At 36.6% G+C, this 20317-nt stretch carries 18 protein-coding genes; 10 read left to right on the forward strand and 8 right to left on the reverse strand.

What is annotated here, in order from left to right:
- Positions 1 to 319 precede the first annotated feature (319 nt).
- From IIC38_08930 to IIC38_08940, 3 genes are all read right to left on the reverse strand, one after another.
- Entirely contained in the window at positions 320 to 790 is a 471-nt protein-coding gene (locus tag IIC38_08930) for a hypothetical protein (protein MCH8126070.1), read from the reverse strand.
- Positions 735 to 1160, reverse strand: coding sequence for a hypothetical protein (locus tag IIC38_08935; GenBank protein ID MCH8126071.1), 426 nt, complete (start codon positions 1158 to 1160; stop codon positions 735 to 737). The genes IIC38_08930 and IIC38_08935 overlap by 56 nt, the downstream gene beginning before the upstream one ends.
- Positions 1161 to 1222: 62 nt before the next feature.
- Complete coding sequence (locus IIC38_08940; protein ID MCH8126072.1) at positions 1223 to 1969, reverse strand: TIGR04255 family protein; 747 nt, start codon at positions 1967 to 1969, stop codon at positions 1223 to 1225.
- A gap of 349 nt (positions 1970 to 2318) precedes the next feature.
- On the opposite strand from IIC38_08940, the gene IIC38_08945 reads away from it, so the two are divergent.
- From IIC38_08945 to IIC38_08985, 9 genes are all read left to right on the forward strand, one after another.
- The gene (locus IIC38_08945; GenBank protein ID MCH8126073.1) at positions 2319 to 3287 is read left to right on the forward strand and encodes an HD domain-containing protein; all 969 of its coding nucleotides are present in this window, start codon (positions 2319 to 2321) and stop codon (positions 3285 to 3287) included.
- On the forward strand, positions 3250 to 3576 hold the full coding sequence (locus IIC38_08950) for an NUDIX hydrolase (GenBank protein ID MCH8126074.1): 327 nt from the start codon (positions 3250 to 3252) through the stop codon (positions 3574 to 3576). Before IIC38_08945 ends, IIC38_08950 begins: the two co-directional genes overlap by 38 nt.
- On the forward strand, positions 3555 to 3776 hold the full coding sequence (locus tag IIC38_08955) for a hypothetical protein (GenBank protein ID MCH8126075.1): 222 nt from the start codon (positions 3555 to 3557) through the stop codon (positions 3774 to 3776). Before IIC38_08950 ends, IIC38_08955 begins: the two co-directional genes overlap by 22 nt.
- A 536-nt stretch (positions 3777 to 4312) precedes the next feature.
- The gene (eno, locus tag IIC38_08960) at positions 4313 to 5599 is read left to right on the forward strand and encodes a phosphopyruvate hydratase (protein ID MCH8126076.1); all 1287 of its coding nucleotides are present in this window, start codon (positions 4313 to 4315) and stop codon (positions 5597 to 5599) included.
- Positions 5600 to 5635: 36 nt separating this feature from the next.
- Positions 5636 to 5977 carry a septum formation initiator family protein gene (locus IIC38_08965; GenBank protein MCH8126077.1) on the forward strand — a complete coding sequence of 114 codons (342 nt, stop codon included), beginning with the start codon at positions 5636 to 5638 and terminating at the stop codon, positions 5975 to 5977.
- Positions 5978 to 6136: 159 nt separating this feature from the next.
- A complete protein-coding gene (locus IIC38_08970) occupies positions 6137 to 6850 on the forward strand; it encodes a DUF502 domain-containing protein (GenBank protein MCH8126078.1) in 714 nt (237 codons plus the stop codon).
- Positions 6851 to 6943: 93 nt separating this feature from the next.
- Complete coding sequence (locus tag IIC38_08975) at positions 6944 to 8791, forward strand: hypothetical protein (GenBank protein MCH8126079.1); 1848 nt, start codon at positions 6944 to 6946, stop codon at positions 8789 to 8791.
- Between the two features lie 112 nt (positions 8792 to 8903).
- Positions 8904 to 9314: an ATP-binding protein gene (locus IIC38_08980; GenBank protein MCH8126080.1), complete on the forward strand. Its 411-nt coding sequence runs from the start codon at positions 8904 to 8906 to the stop codon at positions 9312 to 9314.
- A 141-nt stretch (positions 9315 to 9455) separates the two neighbouring features.
- Positions 9456 to 9794 carry an STAS domain-containing protein gene (locus IIC38_08985; protein MCH8126081.1) on the forward strand — a complete coding sequence of 113 codons (339 nt, stop codon included), beginning with the start codon at positions 9456 to 9458 and terminating at the stop codon, positions 9792 to 9794.
- Positions 9795 to 9907: 113 nt separating this feature from the next.
- On the opposite strand, the gene IIC38_08990 is transcribed toward IIC38_08985, so the two are convergent.
- Positions 9908 to 11575, reverse strand: a complete 1668-nt coding sequence (locus IIC38_08990) for an OmpA family protein (protein MCH8126082.1) — start codon at positions 11573 to 11575, stop codon at positions 9908 to 9910.
- A gap of 245 nt (positions 11576 to 11820) precedes the next feature.
- Here IIC38_08990 and mpl point away from each other — a divergent pair, with 245 nt between their 5' ends.
- Positions 11821 to 13242, forward strand: coding sequence for a UDP-N-acetylmuramate:L-alanyl-gamma-D-glutamyl-meso-diaminopimelate ligase (gene mpl, locus IIC38_08995; GenBank protein MCH8126083.1), 1422 nt, complete (start codon positions 11821 to 11823; stop codon positions 13240 to 13242).
- A 277-nt stretch (positions 13243 to 13519) separates the two neighbouring features.
- Here the strand turns inward: mpl and IIC38_09000 are convergent, their stop codons facing one another.
- Genes IIC38_09000 through IIC38_09015 form a run of 4 tightly spaced genes read right to left on the reverse strand, consistent with a single transcriptional unit; the run spans position 13520 to position 20186 of the window.
- Positions 13520 to 14893 carry a sigma-54-dependent Fis family transcriptional regulator gene (locus IIC38_09000; GenBank protein ID MCH8126084.1) on the reverse strand — a complete coding sequence of 458 codons (1374 nt, stop codon included), beginning with the start codon at positions 14891 to 14893 and terminating at the stop codon, positions 13520 to 13522.
- Positions 14894 to 14898: 5 nt separating this feature from the next.
- On the reverse strand, positions 14899 to 16809 hold the full coding sequence (locus IIC38_09005; GenBank protein MCH8126085.1) for a PAS domain S-box protein: 1911 nt from the start codon (positions 16807 to 16809) through the stop codon (positions 14899 to 14901).
- Positions 16810 to 16826: 17 nt separating this feature from the next.
- Positions 16827 to 18035: a PAS domain S-box protein gene (locus IIC38_09010; GenBank protein ID MCH8126086.1), complete on the reverse strand. Its 1209-nt coding sequence runs from the start codon at positions 18033 to 18035 to the stop codon at positions 16827 to 16829.
- A gap of 18 nt (positions 18036 to 18053) precedes the next feature.
- Entirely contained in the window at positions 18054 to 20186 is a 2133-nt protein-coding gene (locus tag IIC38_09015; protein ID MCH8126087.1) for a HAMP domain-containing protein, read from the reverse strand.
- Between the last annotated feature and the right edge of the window lie 131 nt (positions 20187 to 20317).

Consider the following 20317-nt stretch of genomic DNA (forward strand, 5'->3'; position numbering starts at 1 on the left):
AAGAAATACGAACAAAGAAGACTGACAACGAGCCTTATCTGGCTTTAGAGTTGGGACTTCCGACCGGGAGGATATCCGCAACCATTTGGCAGGAAGTGGAAGAGCAAAATGAAATTTACGATATGGTGATATTGTTAAATGAATATTGTAAACTATTGTTAATAAAATACTTATAGTAATTTTCTAATAGTAAAAGTAACGTATTTGTAACGTTTTTGCTTGATTTTTAGGATTTCATTAAGATTAATCTTACTTAGGTTAGAGCATAACGGCGCGCCACTGTAGCCGGTTGATCCGCAGTTGAGAGTTTTAATGGAGCTCAGGTTTTTAATTTCAATATAGCTTCACTTGCCAATTGTAATGCAATCAGCTTTTGTTCGGATTTTTCTTGAGGCCAACCAACGATATTTGCATGTCTGGAGGGAGTGTCGTCGGGATCTAATTCCAAATTAACCTCTTTTACGGCTAATAAAATAATTTGTCCCCTTCCATATAGGGTTCTCGGTGCTGGAAGTTTTTTAACAACTTCTTCATAGCCTAATTTCCAAATTTCATCTTCTGTGAGTCCTTGTGTCCTAAAAACAGACAAGCAAAAATCGGGGGCCGGCATAAAGGCTGCGTCTTTTACTCTTTTATTTTCAATACTAAAATGCCTTTTGCTCATGAGATAACGTCCCAAAGGTTCGGTATCCTCAATTTCCTTTAAAGGGGTAATATCTGTTTCAGGGTACTCTTTATGCAAAAACTCTTTGAATGTTGTCCAAAATCGTTTTAGGTAATTCATTCCCAAAATATTCTGTCCCGTGTGTTTTATTATACCCAAAAAGTCCTGCATAAGTTAGTTCTCCTTTTCTCCCTATACTCACCGAAAATACTCTGCGTTTAGTGTGATACCATCCTAATGCGATTTCACCATCAGGCTCTACTGTTATTTGTGGGACCGGTATAGTTTTTGGCAAAAAATGGATGAAACGCAATGTTTCTTTGTAAGAAGCCATATCAATGGCCTGCGCTCCATATCCATCCCAATTATCAGATGAACATTCTTTCATAATCTCATTTATGGTTTGGATAATTTCTTTTGACCATCCGAAAACTATACTATTATCCTCAATTATCCCAGCAAAACGCTCTTTCAAAGTAGAGGCATCTTCGCTCACGCCTCTGTCCCCATATGGATTAAATATTGGGTTGTAATCTTTCATTGGTAAACATAAAGTGCTCATTCAAATAACCTCGCTGCTTTTTCTGTGATACTACTAAAAAAAATCCTATTTTTCATATCACGAAGTTTTTCAAAGATGTACCAGATTTCTTTATTGTCTATGGGAAAGTCTCCTTGTTTAAATACATCAATATCCAAAATTATTGTAACAGAATTGGGTTGAGGAACACTCTCAAAACTATGTGTAATATTTGCAGTAATCTCTTGGGTAGGATCATAAATTGTCACCCTATTCAAAAAACTCATAACAGCCTGTGGTAGTTCTTCGGGAATATTAGGGGCAGATATTAAGTATTCAGAAAAATCATGAATGGGTAACGGAATATTTAACTGATTAATATAACGCACAGCTAATCGTGTAACAGCTTCAGGTTTGGCAAATTTCATATATAGAGGCCACAATTCTTGAGCTTCTTTACGAATATCCACCCAGTCTGAATAAGGTCTCAAACGGTTGAAGGTAAAACCATCAATTCTAAATTGAACGACTTGTTTTTTATCATTTGTTTTTAATAAAAATCCTTGTATGCCTAAGTTCTCGATTTGTAGGTCAATTGGCTTTCCATTTTTAATTTCATGATGCCCTCTCAATAAAGATTGCTCCTCAACTATAGGGTAGTTATTAGAAAGCTTCTCCTTCAAAGGAATAAATTCTTTGGTTTGAAATGAGTCTGGAAGTTTTGTTCGAATATCTATCAATGCTTCTGTTATAGGAGCATTGTTTAAATGTCGTTGTTGAGCCATAATATCTTTAAGTTTACTATACGTAAAAGAAACATAACAAGTTTTTTTAATTATTACAATAGCCGATCATATTTTGAACGACACAAACCTTATATTAATCACTATTATAATAGTTCGGATATATTTTCATAAATATACATAAGGAAAAGTCCTCAATATAATGGCTCTTATTTCCATTAGGTTTGCATACAGATTATTCATTTCGTAATTTTACCAACTCTGTAAAATATGACAGTTGAGAACATCATCAAAAAATCAAGGAATGATTTGTTGAAATTAATCCCAAAATAATGTATACATAAAATTAAATAGTTAAGCTAAATATTCAATTAAACGAATTGGGGGAACGATGTTATCACGATCAATAAAACAATTAAAACCCGGGGAAAAAATTACTGAATTTTTTATTATTCGCAAGAAAGAAATACGAACAAAGAAGACTGACAACGAGCCTTATCTGGCTTTAGAGTTGGGACTTCCGACCGGGAGGATATCCGCAACCATTTGGCAGGAAGTGGAAGAACAAAATGAAATTTACCATATTGGTGATATTGTTAAAATTAAAGGACGTATTATCGATTATAAAGGGAAAACTTCACTTGTCATCGAAAAAATGAAGGCACTGTGCGATGAAGACCATTTAATACCAGCCGACTTTTTACCGGGTCCAAAAAAAGAGTTGGATCAATTAAGAGGAGAGTTCAACAAGATCATTCAATCAATCCGCAATAAATATTTGGAGGAATTGTTGACTCGAATGTTTTCAGAAAAGGATACCCGTCATTTGTTTGAGCAGATTCCGGCAGGCAAATTGTGGCACCATAACCGTTTAGCAGGACTTTTTGAACATACAATATCGATGGTTCAAATTTGTGATTTTCTTTCATCTCACTACCCAACTATCAACCGTGACATAATCATAACGGCTACTATTTTGCATGACATAGGAAAAATAAAGAGTTACGCAATAGATCGGGGCTTCATTGAATACACCGATGAAGGAAGGCTAGTTGGCCATGTAGCCCTCGGCGCTTCCTCGGTTGAGCGGATAATCGCAGATATCCCGGAATTTCCGGGCGAATTACGCAAGCAAATCCTGCATTTAATATTAAGCCATCATGGTGAGCTTGCACATGGTGCACCTGTCGTACCAATGACACTTGAAGCCATCGTTCTGTATATGGTAGATCAACTCGATTCAAAAGTAGATGCCTTTTTGCGTATCGCAGAAAGCGAACAAGAAGAGGGGAAAAAGTGGAGCAATTATGTTAAGTTGATGGATCGGTTTTTTTATTTTCCGGATTCTGATAAACAGTAATCCCGCAATCCCGAATGGAATTTATGAAACCCATTGTCGATCAAATTTTTCGAATCATATATTTTATTGCATACCGTACCATAAAACTCTACTGGGCAATCCGAAAGCCAAAAACAGATGGAGCGTTAATTGCTGTCTGGTATCAAGGACAATTTTGCTTGTGCAAAATTCCTATCATGGCTATTACAGTTTACCGGGAGGTTACTTGAAGCGCAAGGAATCCGCAGTTAATGCCGTTATTCGAGAGCTTAGGAAGAAATTGGAATTATGGCTAAACCTGGTGAATTAGAACTGGTTGTAGATACGCAGCATAATTGGGAAAACCGGGAGGATCATGTAACTATTTTTACATTAAGAGTCAATGAAAAACCTCGAATCGAAGTAGATAACCGCGAAGTTATATCTGCCGGTTTTTATTCACCTACCGAAGTGCTGAATATGAATGTTTTTCCACCTATTCTGAGTTGTATTGAGCAATCAGAGAAATAATACAATAGGTTTGCTCTAGTTATCAAGTCTATTTTCTTTGTGCCTTTGTGCCTTTGTGCCTTTGTGCCTTTGTGCCTTTGTGCCTTTGTTACTTTGTCACTCTGTGTCTTTGTGTCTCTGTGGTTTTCTCCGTTTGCCCCATTCTCCTATTCCCCGTTTCATGTTTTTCCGTCTGCCGCCTGCCCTGAACCTTTCGACCTTGCTCAAGATAAACTCCGTCGAAGGGTGCCTTTGTCACTCTGTCACTTTGCTACTTTTTCCTAGTCTCTAGCCTCTAGCCTCTAGCCTCTATCCTCTAGCCTCTACCTCATCTTCTCATCTAACTTTTAAGGTAAACCAGAGAGTTCATCTCTTTTGGAAGGCGAGGTTACCAGGGGTTCCAATGATTAAGAAATTCAGTTAGTTTCTACTCTTATTTTTTTAACTACATTCTACTTGCAAAGCGAAAAGAAAATTATATCTTCAACGTGATAAAAAGTTAAAATTCACCAATACAATTTTGATTTAATCCCAAAAAAATGTCAACAGGAGATTTTATGACGGCCATCGTTGATGTTATTGCCCGAGAAATTCTTGATTCTAGGGGAAATCCAACCATTGAAGTTGATGTTATTTTGGAATCCGGTGTAATCGGTCAGGCAGCAGTTCCATCCGGAGCCTCAACGGGAGAACGAGAAGCACTGGAATTACGGGACAAAGATGATTCCCGTTACATGGGCAAGGGCGTTTTGACAGCAGTGAAAACAGTTAATGAAACCGTTGCCGATGAACTAATCGGTATGGATTCAACAAACCAAATGAAAATTGATAATCTATTGATCGACCTTGACGGCACTGATTTTAAAACAAAATTGGGTGCGAATACACTTTTGGGAGTTTCATTAGCGGTTTGCAAAGCTGCGGCTAAAGCTTATAGTTTACCTTTATATCAATACATTGGTGGCGTTCATGCGCACTCACTACCAGTTCCCATGCTAAATGTCATTAACGGCGGCAAACATGCAGACAACAATGTGGATTTGCAAGAATTTATGATTTATCCAGCTGGAGCTCCTACTTTTCGGGAGGGACTTCGCTATGCTGCAGAAACATTTCATGCATTAAGAAAATTACTGGTGAAAAAGGGCTACTCCACCGGAGTCGGCGATGAGGGCGGATTCGCACCTAATTTAAACTCCAACGAAGAAGCCATTCAATTGATTCTTGAAGCGATTAATTCGGCCGGTTATTCTGCCGGAGAAGAGATTTTCATTTGTCTTGATCCTGCTTCCAGTGAATTTTATGATGCGGATAATCAAATTTATAACCTGGAATCAGAAGGGAAAAGGCTGTCTTCCGAACAGATGGTAGATTATTATGTTGACCTTGTAAGAAAATATCCTATTGTATCGATTGAAGATGGCATGGCAGAGGATGACTGGGATGGATGGAAAATCATCACAGAAAAACTTGGCAATAAAATCCAATTGGTTGGCGATGATATATTTGTGACCAATGTGAAAATACTCCAGGAAGGGATTGAGAGAGGAGTTGCTAATGCAATTCTGATTAAAGTCAATCAAATCGGTACACTTACGGAAACCCTTAAAACTATTGAACTTGCAAAAACCAATGGCTATAGAACAGTGATCTCTCATCGCTCCGGTGAAACTGAAGATACGACTATAGCAGATATTGCCGTTGCAACCAATTCAGGTCAAATAAAAACCGGTTCGGTAACAAGAGGAGAAAGAACCGCGAAATACAACCAATTACTTCGGATTGAAGAAGAACTGGGAAGTATTGCCTACTACCCCGGGAAAAAAACCATTAAATCTTATTAAAATATTTACAAGAAAATAGATAGTATTGGGAATCCAGTGGTTCGAAAAAGATCAAGTTTTCATCGTAATCAAAAATCTATCCAAAAAATAAAGTTTTTACTTGGAGCGGGTCTCGGGATAGCTGCCTTATACTATCTTTCTTTTAATCAATATGGAATCCTTCAGCACTTTAAAACCAAACAAAAATTAGAACAACTTCGCCAAAGAACCGAGCAACTGAAAAAGGAACAACAAACCATAAAAGAATCTATCGAACGGCTAAAGAACGATTATGAATACATAGAAAAAATCGCCCGTGAGAAATATTTTTTTATCAAAAAAGGCGAAGAGATATATTGGATTAGAAAAAACACCCCATCCGAAAAACCTTCACTTTAATTCTATCATTAAAAGGTTCTTTCCAGTTTTACCTCATTCATTCTTGATGATTTACTTTATTTGCTTTTGTTTTTAGTTCATGATAAATTATTTCAATTTTTATCCGATTTATTCAACAAATCAAAGATTGCTTTAACCCAAAATAGCAGGTTTATAAACATGATCAAAAGATTAAGAGGTTATTCAATTACCGGTATTTTGGTAATTACTCCAATTGCGCTTACTATCTATATATTCTGGAGATTATTCAATGGGTTAGACGGATTATTACTAAATACTTTTAATACTACCGCGGATTTCTTTGGTCTGCCAAGTTACCAGGGTAAAATCCCAGGTCTCGGCATCATCACCATGGTTTTTGTGACAATCCTAACAGGAATGGCTGTTCGAAATTATTTTGGTCATAAATTATTTCGAGCTGGAGAATTTGCGGTTACTAAAATTCCATTAGTCAGTAAAATTTATATTGCGCTCAGGCAGATTTTTGAAGCAATGTTCGCTGAAAAAAGAGAGGTTTTTAAAGAAGTCGTTTTATTCCAATATCCTCGACAGGGTATGTATTCAATGGGATTTATAACGCAAGACACAAGAGGTGAAATCCAAGAAAAAATTGAAGAAGATGTTTATAGCATCTTTCTCCCGACGACGCCAAATCCGACCTCGGGCTATTTGTTGTTCATTCCAAAAAAGGATTTAATCAAGTTATCGATTTCTACAGAAGATGCTCTCAAACTAATCATTTCCGGTGGTGTAGTTACCCCCGGACGTCCAACGGATCATGAAATTACATTAGACGATCTGTTTCCATTTAAAAAGAAACGAAAAAAACAAAAACGAGCGAAACTCACCCATTCTAGTGATACTAAAAATTAATGATATGGATTAGGCATTCTGTACAAAAGTGATTGAACCTAAACCGTATAAAGCACTTACGGAGCACCACTGTCCTTTTTTCGATAATCCATCATGCAGTCACGCACCTATTTCTTTATTTTAATCTCCATCCCTATATTATTTTTACACACGGATCATTCAAATGCTCAAATTCGAAATCAACTACAATTAAGTTTTCGTCAGGATTTTAGTAGTTATATCTGGCGTACTCGTTTTTTTTATTTAATTCCGATCAACCCAAATCAAAGTTTAACCATTTCGGAAATTTATAATTCGGATTTACTCGAATCTACCTTGAATACGGATAAGTGGAAGGACGATCAATTCTTCACATCACAATACACTTATCGAATCAAGCCATGGATTACCGGGGCTGCTTTTTTGAAATCCAAGATTTTTTACGATAAACAAACTGGTATTGTAAACAATACCAATTCTCATCAATTTGGGATAGGATGGATTCTTCAGCCAACACGAAAATTTGAAGTCAAAAATTACACCGGGTGGAAGTCCGACCAACGATTTGGCCAAACTCAACGAGGGTTCTTCTTCCAAGTTGAAAGCAGTTCATTGCCCTTTAAGGTAGCCGATTATACTAATAATTATTCACTGGAATTCAAAAATGATTTTGCTCAAGATCGAAATAACCGAGATTACCAGCTTAATTATCAGGTCTCCAGAAAGTTTTATGCAAACACATCGGATTCATTAAGTTTTAGATCTGGTTATCGCAGGATAAACTATTTTATTTCCAAGACTGGTAACCTGGAAACAAGGGTCGAAAAAGAGACCGATTTTAGCAACCGCTTAAATTACCAAGTTAGCAATCACATTATTTGGAAGCTTTACACAAGATTATTTAGCAGAACCAGTAAAGTGGACCAGATTATTGATGAAGAAGCAACCGGCCGTCGAGAACGTGAAGATACAGAAACCGAATGGCGGAGCCAGATTCGCTGGCAATCGACAAATTTAAACTTTGGTTTTGGTGGCGGTTACCGAAATCGAAGTCAAGCCTATCAAAGTTCGGAAACCATTACACCTACCCCCTACATCGGTAGTATCGGGATTCCTGATAACAGGGGCCTTCTTTATTCTATGAATTCATTTGTGAATTGGAAACTTACATCAAAAGACTTAATTGCTGCAAGGATAACTATTTCACGACTCCAATACGATACGCCGGATTCAACTAATTTTGATGACCGTGATGAGTTTCGGACAAACTTTTTAATTACATTCACGAGAAGAATATCTCCATTCCTCAAGATCGGAATCGATTCAAAAGCGTATTTGCACCATCTTTCATATTTATTCTCAGAGAGAAGTGCAAACAACAATTGGAACCGGATTATCCAGTTTGGTACTTTTTTGAAATATAATAACTTGCAAAATTTTCAATGGTCCCAGCGTGCCGAGGTGCAAGCAAATTATACAGAATTTGATTTTGAAAAAACGCAATTTCTTGTTCGAAGTTTTGTTTATCGAAAATTTACACTTACAGACTCTCTCGCTTTGGGAACATATGGAAAATTTCACATACAGTTGTTCCATCGTCTGGAATTGGAAGAAAGCGGGAGACTATTTTGGAAAGATTTTTCCGAACAGCTTTCTCTAAATCGACGGAATCATCAACTTACATTGGGTTGTGAATATCCAATTATTGGAAACTTGATGGCTTACACAGGCCTCACCGCCTATATTCGCCGAGAATGGCGCTATCGTTTTCAAACGACGGGAAAACAATCCAGGGAAAAAATAAAGGATTTTACGAGTTATGGTCCCTACTTAAAATTATTTCTTCGAAATAATAAAAAGAGACGAGCCCTTTTTTCCCTATCACGTCTTAAGATTTCCACCCCATCGGGACAAACATACACAATTAATCGAATAGAATTAAATACACATTGGTTCTTCTAACCTTCAATATTTATTTGACTAAAGCCTTGCGTATTCTATTAAGTATCATTATATTGATGGCTATAATTTCAATGAATACAGAGAAAGAAAACTGATTATTATTGATATGCCTATGTCCGTTAAAATGGTAATTCCTAGTAATATCGATAGAATTGAAGAAGCGGCATCATTTGTTGAAAGCAATGCAAAAAAAATGCAATTTAGCGAGCCCGAGGTTGATAACATTGTTATCGCAATTACAGAAGCGATTAGTAATGCAATCATACACGCTAATAAGAGTGATGAAAGAAAGAAAGTAACAATTGAGATCATTTCTAATCATGACTCAATGATAACCAAAGTGAAAGATGAAGGTCCTGGTTTTAACCTCAAAAAAATCGAGGATCCACTATTACCGGATAACTTACTTAAAGAAAGTGGCAGAGGAATTTTTATACTAAATTCATTGCTGGATTCAGTGGACTATTCATTTTCAGACCAAGGAACCGTAGTTACACTGGTCAAGAAAAAACCGAATAAATAAATCGCCATGAAATTAATTTAGGGTAACAAATGCATTGCAAGTCAAAATTTAACTAATTAAATTTAAACAAGTACCCTTTACAATAAGGATGACACTATTAATTTCTTATTTTCCTAAACCAAGCCTCAAGGAGGATGCTAAATGACAATAAAAGAAGAGATACGGGACAATATTGCGATTCTTTATCTTAAAGGGAATATGATGGGCGGCCCGGATACAACGCAAATCCATGAGAAAGTCAAAAGCCTCATAGTTGATAAAATCCACAATGTTGTGATCGATTTAAGTAAAGTAAAATGGATGAACAGTTCCGGTTTAGGTTCATTAATGGCATGTATGAGCACATTAAAGAATGCGGAAGGTCAGTTGAAGATCTCCGGAGCTACTGAGAAGATAAAAAATTTATTCATGATTACAAAGCTTATGACCATTTTTGAAACCTATGAAACCACGGATAGGGCAATAGCAAGTTTCAAATAAAATTTTAAGTACCATGCATTACAAAAAAAAGGCGGTTATTCATCCAGAAAATACTGGCTAAAAACCGCCTCTTTTATTAATAAATACTGGCCTTCAATACCAGCTCACATGTTTTAACGAATTAATACTCTTAGGCTCGAATTTCTTTTTTCTTCATTTGCATCTAAATCCGGTAATCCAGTTATAATAATTCCATCATCAATCACTCGGAATGCAACACGGCGATGTAATGCAGTTGGGAACGCTTTGTAATTCGGATTCATAGACAAACTTGTATATTCTCCATAACCAGTTGTGGGGAGACGATCAATTGTTATTTTAAATTTTTTTGCTAAATAGTTTTTAACCACTTCTGCTCGTTTGATACTAAGCTTTTCATTGTATTCTTCAGTACCAACACTATCTGTAAATCCTATGATTTCTAATTGAATTTCCGGATTCTGCTCTAATATTTCACCAATTTGATCGAGTTGTTCAATATAACCAGCCACAACTTCCGAACTATTAAAATCAAAATAAATACCGAATATCGGCTGCTTTACCAAACCGACTAACAGATTTTTTTGGGTAAATCTATCGGAAATGATACTTACTTTCGCCATTGAACTCTGCCGGTTGTCAACAGGGATAATGGTTCTGCCCATAAAATCAACAATCGCATCAGAATCTGAATTCTCTTCAACATCAATACCATCCGGAACTCCATCGTTGTCCGAATCTTTAGCCAATCCAAAGGCATCTACTTCAGCACCTCGGAAAGACAAAATCTCTTGATCGATAGCATCCGGCACACCGTCTCTGTCTGAATCTAGTGGCACTCCAGTTCCATCAACAGCCCATCCCCTGGGTGTATCCAGATCCAAATCTCTTCGATCATCTATTCCATCATTGTCATAATCCGGACGGAATGTATCAAGTGAGAAATTCAAACCGACTAGTAATTGCCAGTTTTCCTTGTAGTTGGCTGTAAGTGTTTTTTTCAGATTGTCTAACGAACGCATGAAACCAACTTCCAACCCTAATTTCGGTGTGAGAGAATATTGCGCACCGAGAGAAACATTCAGGTAGTCCTTGAATAAATCAAAATTAGCATCCAGGGAAGTCCGGGTATAAACATCTGCCAATAAAAACATCCGGCTATTATACCGATATTTTAAAGAAAAAGAAGCCAACAATTGATTACGCAAATCCCATATGCCTTGTAGATCTTCATTAGCATAGCCGATATTAAACTGTCCTTCCAGATTATACGTAATTGGCTTAGAAACCAGGTACAGGGCTTCCAAGGTATATGCTTTGCCATCAAAAGGATAACCCGGCGCATCGACAAACAAAGCTCCTCCGGGAGTTTCCAGACTCATTTTAACTGCATGTGAAATGGAAAAACTTTTGAAATCAGGCAACGAATATTTTAATCCAATTTTACCAATGCCCAACCCGGTCTGATATTTATTAGAAGAAAACTCTGAAACATAATGTGCAAAGGTTGTAACCAATCCCTGTAACTCCAATTTACTTGTTAAGCCAAATGCTCCTGAGGCTGCAACTTTCATAAGCATTACATTGGAGTTATACTTATTGACCATTTCGGAATGATAATAACTGGTTAGTTTTAATCCTAATTTGCCCTTTTCCGAAACCCTGGGTGACTGCGTAAAATAAACACCATCGCCTCCTTCAATAGCTTTTGGCGCCATTTGGGCTATTGCTTGCGACGATATTAAAGATAGAAACAAAACTGGAATGATCCGGTTAAAATATTTCTTGTTAGCTTTTTTCATATTACACCTCCTTATGTATTAATAATTTTATTAATTCCTTTTGTCCATTGCAATTTCCTAATGCCATATTCGTACCAAATCTATCTTAGGGCGATTTAAGCACAAATTGCAAAAATATTAAAACGGTTAAGTGAGTCATACACGAGACAGTTCTCAGAACCGATACAGAATTCGGGAAATCTATGGAAGTTTATGTTTCCAATTTTTATATTGAGACGCTTTTTAATATTTACGAAAAAGGAAATATGGATAAAAAAGAATTCAAGCAAATCCATTTCATCGGAATTTGTGGCTCAGCTATGGCCAATATGGCAGTTATGATGAGTAAAATGGGCTACAAGGTAACAGGGTCAGATGAAAGTATTTATCCGCCAATGAGTACTTTCCTTGAAAAGAATAGCATACCAGTGGATAGCTTCCGGAAAGAAAATATAAAAAATAACCCGGATTTGGTTATCATCGGAAATGCTGTTTCACGAGGTAACCCGGAGGCAGAATATGTGCTTGAAAATAAATTACGGTTTATCTCTCTTCCGGAAGCGCTTAAAACTTTTTTTCTTTATGATAAGAAAAACATCGTGGTTACCGGAACACATGGTAAGACTACTTCAACATCAATTCTTGCCTGGGTTTTAGAGTGTGCAAATCGAGACCCAAGTTTCTTCATAGGGGGAATTCCAATCAATTTTGGTTATGGTTTTAAAACCGGAAAAGGAGACGAATTTATTTTAGAAGGAGACGAATACGATTCTGCCTTTTTTGACAAGCGTTCAAAATTTGTCCATTATCTTCCGGAAATCGTTGTCATTAATAATATTGAATTTGACCACTGTGATATATTTCGCAGCCTTGATGATATTTTAATCAGTTTTCGTGATTTAATTAACCTGATTCCAAAAAATGGGCTTATGGTAGTCAATGGTGATGATGCAAATGTACGAACATTGATTGATAAAAGTTACGCACCAGTTGAAACCTTTGGATTTCGAAGTGACGTTAAATGGCAAATTAAAAATTTACAAAACTTACCCAAGGGGGTTCAATTTGAACTATACAACAAAGGTAGTTTTTCCGGTGAATATTTTGTTCCACTTTCGGGGAATCATAATACGATGAATGCAGCAGGGAGCGTCGTTGTTTTAAACTACCTGGGACTATCGAAACACGAAATCCAAAATGGATTTAATACTTTTAAAAGTATTCGCAGGCGCCTCGAAGTTCGAGGAGTTATCAATTCTATTACAGTTTACGACGATTTTGCACATCACCCGACCGAAATTCGAGAAACCCTGGAAGGATTACATAATCAGTACCCGGATTGCCGGTTGTGGGCAATTTTTGAACCCAGGACTAACACAGCAAGACGCAATATTTTCCAGAAAGAATTGCCGAGAGCTTTCGACCCTGCTCATGGGATAGCAATCGGCAAGGTTAATAGAGCCCACCTTTTGACTGCTGAAGAAATTCTGGATCGCGAACAAATCCGGGCCGACCTCACCTTGAAAAATAAGGAAGCTTTTTATCACGATGATGTAAACGAAATCATCAATTGGCTGTTACCCAAATTGCAGCCCAAAGATCATGTGGTAATTATGTCAAATGGCAGTTTTGACGGTATTCATGATAAACTGTTAACCAGGTTGGAAAAATTCAGCCCAACGCGATAAATTTATATCAACCTCTGTACCCTCTGCGTGCTCCGCGACTTATGACTTAAGGAATCAATTTTAACAGCAATTTCGTGTTGATAAAAAATTAGATTTTAAAAATAGCAACATTCCCCTCGAATATGAGTTGGATGAAAATTTCTCCTTGCTCACTGCAACAAAGGGATAACAACAGTGAACCGATATTGCAAATGAATAACATCCGGAAATAGGGGAAAAATATCCTGATAATAATGAAAAAACATTAAGACTGGTAGACAAAGAATTTGTAAATTATCTAATATTCTTCATCACTTACTCCATATTGCCGCAGTTTTTCCCGTAAGGTTGATCGGGAAATACCAAGAACCCTTGATGCTTGAGATTTGTTGTTCTTATTCTCTTTCAAAACGAAAAGTATGTGACGCTTTTCCATTTCATTTAGAGACATATCTGAAGTCAACGAATCTCCCAAAGTAACAGGAGTTTTGTGGCTCTCAACATTTAACTCTTGCGGAAGTTGTTCAACACCAATATTTAAATCAAGACATAAAATCACAGCACGTTCAATTACATTTTTTAATTCTCGAACATTTCCCGGCCAGTCATAATGAATAAGTACTTTTTCGGCTTCCGGGGTTAAGCCTTTTACATCTTTATTAAAATGACTGTTGTTTCCATCAATAAATAATTTTGCCAATGGTAAAATATCTTCCCGCCGTTTACGGAGAGGTGGCACTTCAACATCCATAACCTTCAAACGATAATATAAATCATCGCGGAAAGTTCCTTTCCGAACACAATCAAGCAGATTTTGATTGGTTGCCGCAATAACGCGAACATCAACATGAATATTATTTGTACCTCCAACTCTTAGAAAAGAGTGGGTTTCAAGGATCCTCAATAATTTAGGCTGAAGCGAAGGACTTAAACTGGATATTTCATCAAGAAAAATAGTTCCGGTGTGGGCCATTTCAAAAAGGCCCTTTTTGGTTGCCTTAGCATCTGTAAATGCGCCCTTTTCATGTCCGAACATTTCACTCTCTAGCAAATATTCCGGAATGGCGCCGCAATTTATTTTAATCAAAGGATTGTTTTTTCTTCCACTTGAACGATGGATAGCATTGGCCACTAATTCTTTTCCAGTCCCGCTCTCACCTTGTATTAGAACAGGTGTATTGGGTGTTACACTAACAATATTAATAAATTCTTTTACTTGCCTCAATAGTTGACTGGTGCCAAATAGCTCCGAGTCAGGAGAGTCAATTTTCTGTTGCCACCGCAACTGGGCAACTTCTCGCCTTAACTTTTGAGTTTCCATCGCTTTCTTTACAACCAACCGCAGTAATTCCAACTCAAACGGTTTTTGCAGGTAATCAAAAGCGCCGTTTTTCATTGCTTGAATAACTTGTGGAATTTCTGCAAACGCCGTCATCATCACTACTATAATGTCAGGATCATATTCTTTTATTTCTTGTAGGATCTCAAGGCCATTTTTCCCGGGGAGCCTGATATCCAACAAGGCTAGGTCTACAAAATGATCTTGTAGATAATCTATACCCTCCTCCCCTGAAGTAACCGTATGTGCATGATAGTCCTTTTTGCGCATTGCATCTGCAATGGAAATCCCCAAATCTTCATTATCTTCAATTATTAATAAATTTTTCTCCAATGAATCTAACCTTCAGTTGGCAATAATATAGTAAAACTAGTCCCTTTTTCAATTTCACTCTGAACGTGAATTTCGCCGCCATGTTCTTCAATAATTCGATAAACAATGGATAGCCCCAAACCCGTTCCCTGTGATTTTGTCGTAAAAAATGGGTCGAAAATATTCTCCTGGTGTTCTTTTCGAATACCAATACCGGAATCACTAATTTTCACTTCAACAAAAGCCAATTCTTTTCTTGGGCCTTTGTATGCTTTTCCCCTACGATCCATATGGGTAGGAGTGATTTTGGTGTTTTTAGCGGAAATTGACAACGAACCGCCATTCGGCATTGCATCTACTGCATTGATGATCAAATTTAAAAAGACTTGCAGAATCTGATTTAAGTCTATGTAGGCTGAACGAAGGTCTTTTTCATAGCTCTCGGAAAATTCGATACTTGCAGATTTCAATTTTTTTCCCAAAAGAACCATAACTTCGTTTACGATATCTTTGACCCTGTTATTTTTCTTTATAGGTGGTCGAGGACGCGCATAAGAAAAGAATGTCTTTAGCAGTTCGTCAAGCCTGTTTACCTGCCTTAAAATTCTTTGTAAATATTCACGGTGTGGGTGATTGGGCTCGACTTCTTCTTCCAAGGTTTGTACAATCGTTTTGATTCCGGCCAATGGGTTTCGAATTTCATGAGCGATACCGGCTGCCAGAACACCCAAAGAAGCTAACCGATCCATTCGGATCATATCTATCTGCATTTGCTTGGTGGTTGAAATATCGCGAAATGTGATAATCGTGCCTAATTTCGAATTTTCATCATTCCGCCAGGGAGTTTGGCTAAATCCAATGTGAATTTTTTTTCCATCTTTATGGGTAATTACAGCTTCCTGGCTAAGAACAGTCTGTTTCTTACCATTTTCGGGCGGAAGTATGATCTCGATTTCGTCGCTTTGAATGATAAAATCGATTTTTTGATTGATCACTTCATTAAAAGAATAACCTAATATTTCCTCTGCAGCAGAATTAATAAAGGTAATCCTACGATTTTGATCAACTGTAATCATACCACTGCTTATACTCTTAATAATACTTTCGGTAAGGCTTTGCAAACTAGCAATTTGAGATTCAAGTTGAAATTTTTCCGTAACATCCCTGGCAATTCCCACCATACCGGAAATTGAGTTGGGTTCTCGTAACGGATTTAAATTCGTAGCAAAATATTTTGTAGTTTGGTCTTTACCACGAATTCGAATTTGAAATTGATGGCCAATGCCGTGAATGCATTTTTCTATTGCTTCTTCAACCACAGGTTTATCTTGTGGAATAACTAAATCTACCAGGAAATGATTCACCCAATCTTCGGATTTGAGTTTTGTAAGAAAAGGAAGCTGTCTGTTTACAAAAATAACCTTCCCTTGTTCATCGAGTGTGAAGATTAGGTCATTGGCATTCTCAATTAAATCACGATATTTGTAACGGGTTCGCTCAATTTCTTCTTCCAATTCAAGATTCCGGTCACGGATTTCCCTAGTCTTCAAAGCATTCTGAATGATGTTAATCAACTCACGATGACCGAAGGGTTTAAATAGAAAAGCTGTTAATCCTTTCACAAATAACTCATCTTGGTCAATACCTTCATCATTACGAGCCGTTAGCATTATAACGGGGATTTTACAATAATCTTCATATTTTTTATTTGTAATCAGCTCTAGAAAAAAATCTTTCCCGGTGAGTTTAGGTAACATATAATCCAGGATAATTAGATCCGGATGATCTTCAATTATCTTTTTAAACCCCTCCTCTCCCGATGTAGCACATACATAATTATATCCCCCCTTTCTTATGATAACCCGTCCGATATCAAGCATTCCGGGATCATCATCTATTAAAAGAACCGTTTTTTTTCTGGAGGTATTCGCTGTCAAATCACACACTCATTCTTCTACAGTATCCACTCCATGTTTACCTGGTCTTCAGATGAATGGATTGATGGTTTATCACCATTTGAATCTATCCGATGATCAATAGGAAGGTTAAAATAGAATGTGGAACCCTTTTGCAAAATTGAATCAACCCAAATCTCTCCGCCATGAAGATGGATAAGATTTTTGGCTAAACTTAATCCCAATCCTGCACCACCATATTTTCTACTAATGCTTCCGTCCACTTGTTGAAAATCTTCAAATATTTTTTCTATATCCGGCTCAGCAATTCCGATACCTGTATCTCGAATTGCAAATTCCAAAAACCCTTTATTGCAGTATACTTTTAATTCTATTTCACCGGAATCCGTAAATTTAACGGCATTGCTTAATAAATTTAACAACACTTGATAAATTTTTTGAGCATCAATATAAAGAATTGGGAGGTCATCTTCCAGCGTTTGAATAAATTTCAACTTCTCTCCATTCAAAGAGGGCTTGATCGTAGAAACAGCTGCCTCGATGATATTCACAATGGGGTTTGCTTCCGGATAAAGTTGAAACTTACCTTTATGTATCCGAGAAAAATCCAATAACTCATTGATCAATTTTAAGAGATGGTTACCACTATCGAATATGTTTTTGAGAGCATTCACTTGAGCTTCATTCACTTGCCCATATAGCTCCTCTCTCAAAAGCTCTGCATACCCGAGAATGCAATTCAAAGGCGTTCTTAACTCATGGCTGATTGTTGATAAAAATTGGGTTTTTAATTGATTCAACTCGCTTAATTGTTTGTTTTTATCGATAAGCTGGCGATTGATCCGTTGAATTTCCTGACTGCGCTTTTTTCTTTCTTGTTCAGCGATAACGTCTTTTGTAATGTCTCGTACTATTCCATGAAATCCTACAACCCTCTTTTGTCGAAATATGGGGATTATAGTTAGTTCTACCGAGATAATCGTGTTTGATTTAGCCGATAACCAGGTTTGTAAAACCATATTCCTATTTTTAGGGTTACCGTTTTCAAATTTTCTAATAATTTTTTTATATTCATTGTCACTAAAAAAGAAAGAAAAGTGCTTTCCCTGTAGTTCTTGAAGAGTATAACCCGTTAGCTGGGTAACAGCCCGGTTTAGAAAACGAATATGCCCTGTTGCATCAAGAAGATAAAAGCAATCAGTAGCATTTTCAACAAGATCACTGTAATATTCTTCAGGATTCTTCATTAAAAATATCTTGAATATCTATTGTTGCCAAACTGTTGCCGGATCTTTACGGGGAAGAACTATTTTAAAGGTAGTTCCCTCGTTCATTTTACTGGCCACGGTAATTGTGCCTCCATGCAATTCCACAATTTCTTTTACAAGAGATAAACCCAAACCCGTTCCTTTTTCGTCTTGAATTCTTACATCATCTTTAATTCTATAAAATTTATCGAAGATGTGTGGCAAGTGATTTTTATCAATGCCATAACCGGAATCGCTTACCAAAATATCAACATTTTTTGAATTCTCCAATACTTTAACGCGTATTGTTGAGTTCTCAGGACTATACTTAATTGCATTTGAAAGCAAGTTCACAATGACTTCCGACATCATTTTTTCATCAAAATAAACTTCTAAGTCCTCATTTGCAAAATTTATATCCAAATTAATATTTTTCTTCTCTGCCTGGGCAGATACCAAGTATAAGTTTGCATCAAACACTTCTTTAATCTGGAAAAAAGCCGGGACAAAATCCATTCGACCTGCTTCAATTTTAGTGAGATCCAAATATTTACTCACTAATTCTGCTAATCTTTCAGCTTCTTCACGAATAATATTCGAATATTCTTCTACCTGATCTTTTGTTGGGCCAATGCTACCAAGAATTTCTGCGAACCCTGAAATGGCAGCTAAGGGAGATCTCAATTCATGCGCAACTATTGATACAAGTTCGGTTTTCATACGGTCAATTTCTTTTTCTTGTGTGATATCACGCAAGATAGTGACTACTCCCATGAATTTTTCTTCACTAAAGATTCGAGTTGCCTTGGCCTTGAAAATACTATCTTTTGTATTTCCCGGTAATTTAATTACCAATTCCCTGGTATAAAAATTTTCGGTTTGATTGCTTTTCATTTCTTCCAAAAATTGGATCAAGTCTGGTATATGAATGACCATAGAAATCGGTTTTTCAATAATTTCCGATTCCGATATCTTAAACCATTTCTCCGTAGCCACATTCAAAGTCACGATGCGATCATAATTATCTGTAACTATTACACCGTCTGCAATATTTTTGATAATGGCTTGTGTTTTATTTTTTTCCGTAATGATTTTATTCAAATTCATCTCATTCAAGCGCCCTAACTCGAAAACCATATAATTGAATATTTTCGATAACCGGCCGATTTCGTCATCGCTATCTACCTGCACTTTTTGTTTAAAATCTCCACGGGCTATCTCAGTTGCGCTTCTTGCAAATCGATCTAATGGGCCAGTAATTTTTTTCCAATAATAATAGGTCCCAAACAACGTGAGCAATAATCCAACTGACAACAAAAGGAGAAAAGTGTTGCGAATCTCCCGAACCGGTGCATATGCTAAATCTTCGGATACTTCTGCTATGATTCTCCAATTGGGGAAAGTCGATAAATCCAGGAAGCAAGCAAGAATCTTTTCATCAGTTGAATTTTCATATTCAAATAGTTCCAATGGTTGTACTGTTAAGTTTGAAAACGCAGAATCCATCGGATAATCATTTACATCTTCTTTTCCCGTTTCATAAAAATATGTCTCCTGTCGATTCATATCTATCAGCGCTAAATTATCTTCAATCTCTCTGGTTTTGTAAAAATCTCTAAGGTAATTAGAAATCGTATTCTCTTGAAGTGTAATTACTAAAGCTCTCTTCGGATCAAGACGACGACCATAAACCAAATATTTTGCACTAAGTTCATCTGCAGATTCAACCATAAACACAGTTTTACTTTGTTCCAGCTCCGATAGAATATTTTGACTGGCTATCATGGAATTAAAGACAGACTCACCATATATGGTTGTTATTTCATTGGAATTTTCTTCAATAACCGCAATTGAAACGATTGCATTATCTATAGCGGGAAATTTAGAAATGAAATCAACATTTGAACTGTCTGATTGAGTCAAATCTAAAATCAGAACATCACTTATTCGTTCTAAAGGGATAATTATATTTTCATTTAGATAGTTAGAAACATGAAAAATTTGACTCGAGAGCCGATTATTTACGTTGGCGTTCACACTATTATAACTCTTTGTGAGAATTATAATCGTCGCAACCAAAAGAGGAATGATAGCAGCAATCAAAGTGATGGCGAGTAATCTAAAAAGCAATTTATGGCGAAAGAATGTCATTGTTTGTACAAAATAACCAATACGAATTAATTCAACGATACGTTTGAGCAACCTAATAAGTTAATATGATCTTATAATTATCAAAACAAAAAATAAGAAAAATTAAAAAAAATTTGAATCGATCGTCTTGA

The sequence above is a fragment of the candidate division KSB1 bacterium genome, from assembly GCA_022566355.1.
In the GTDB taxonomy this organism is placed as follows: Bacteria; Zhuqueibacterota; JdFR-76; order JdFR-76; family DREG01; genus JADFJB01.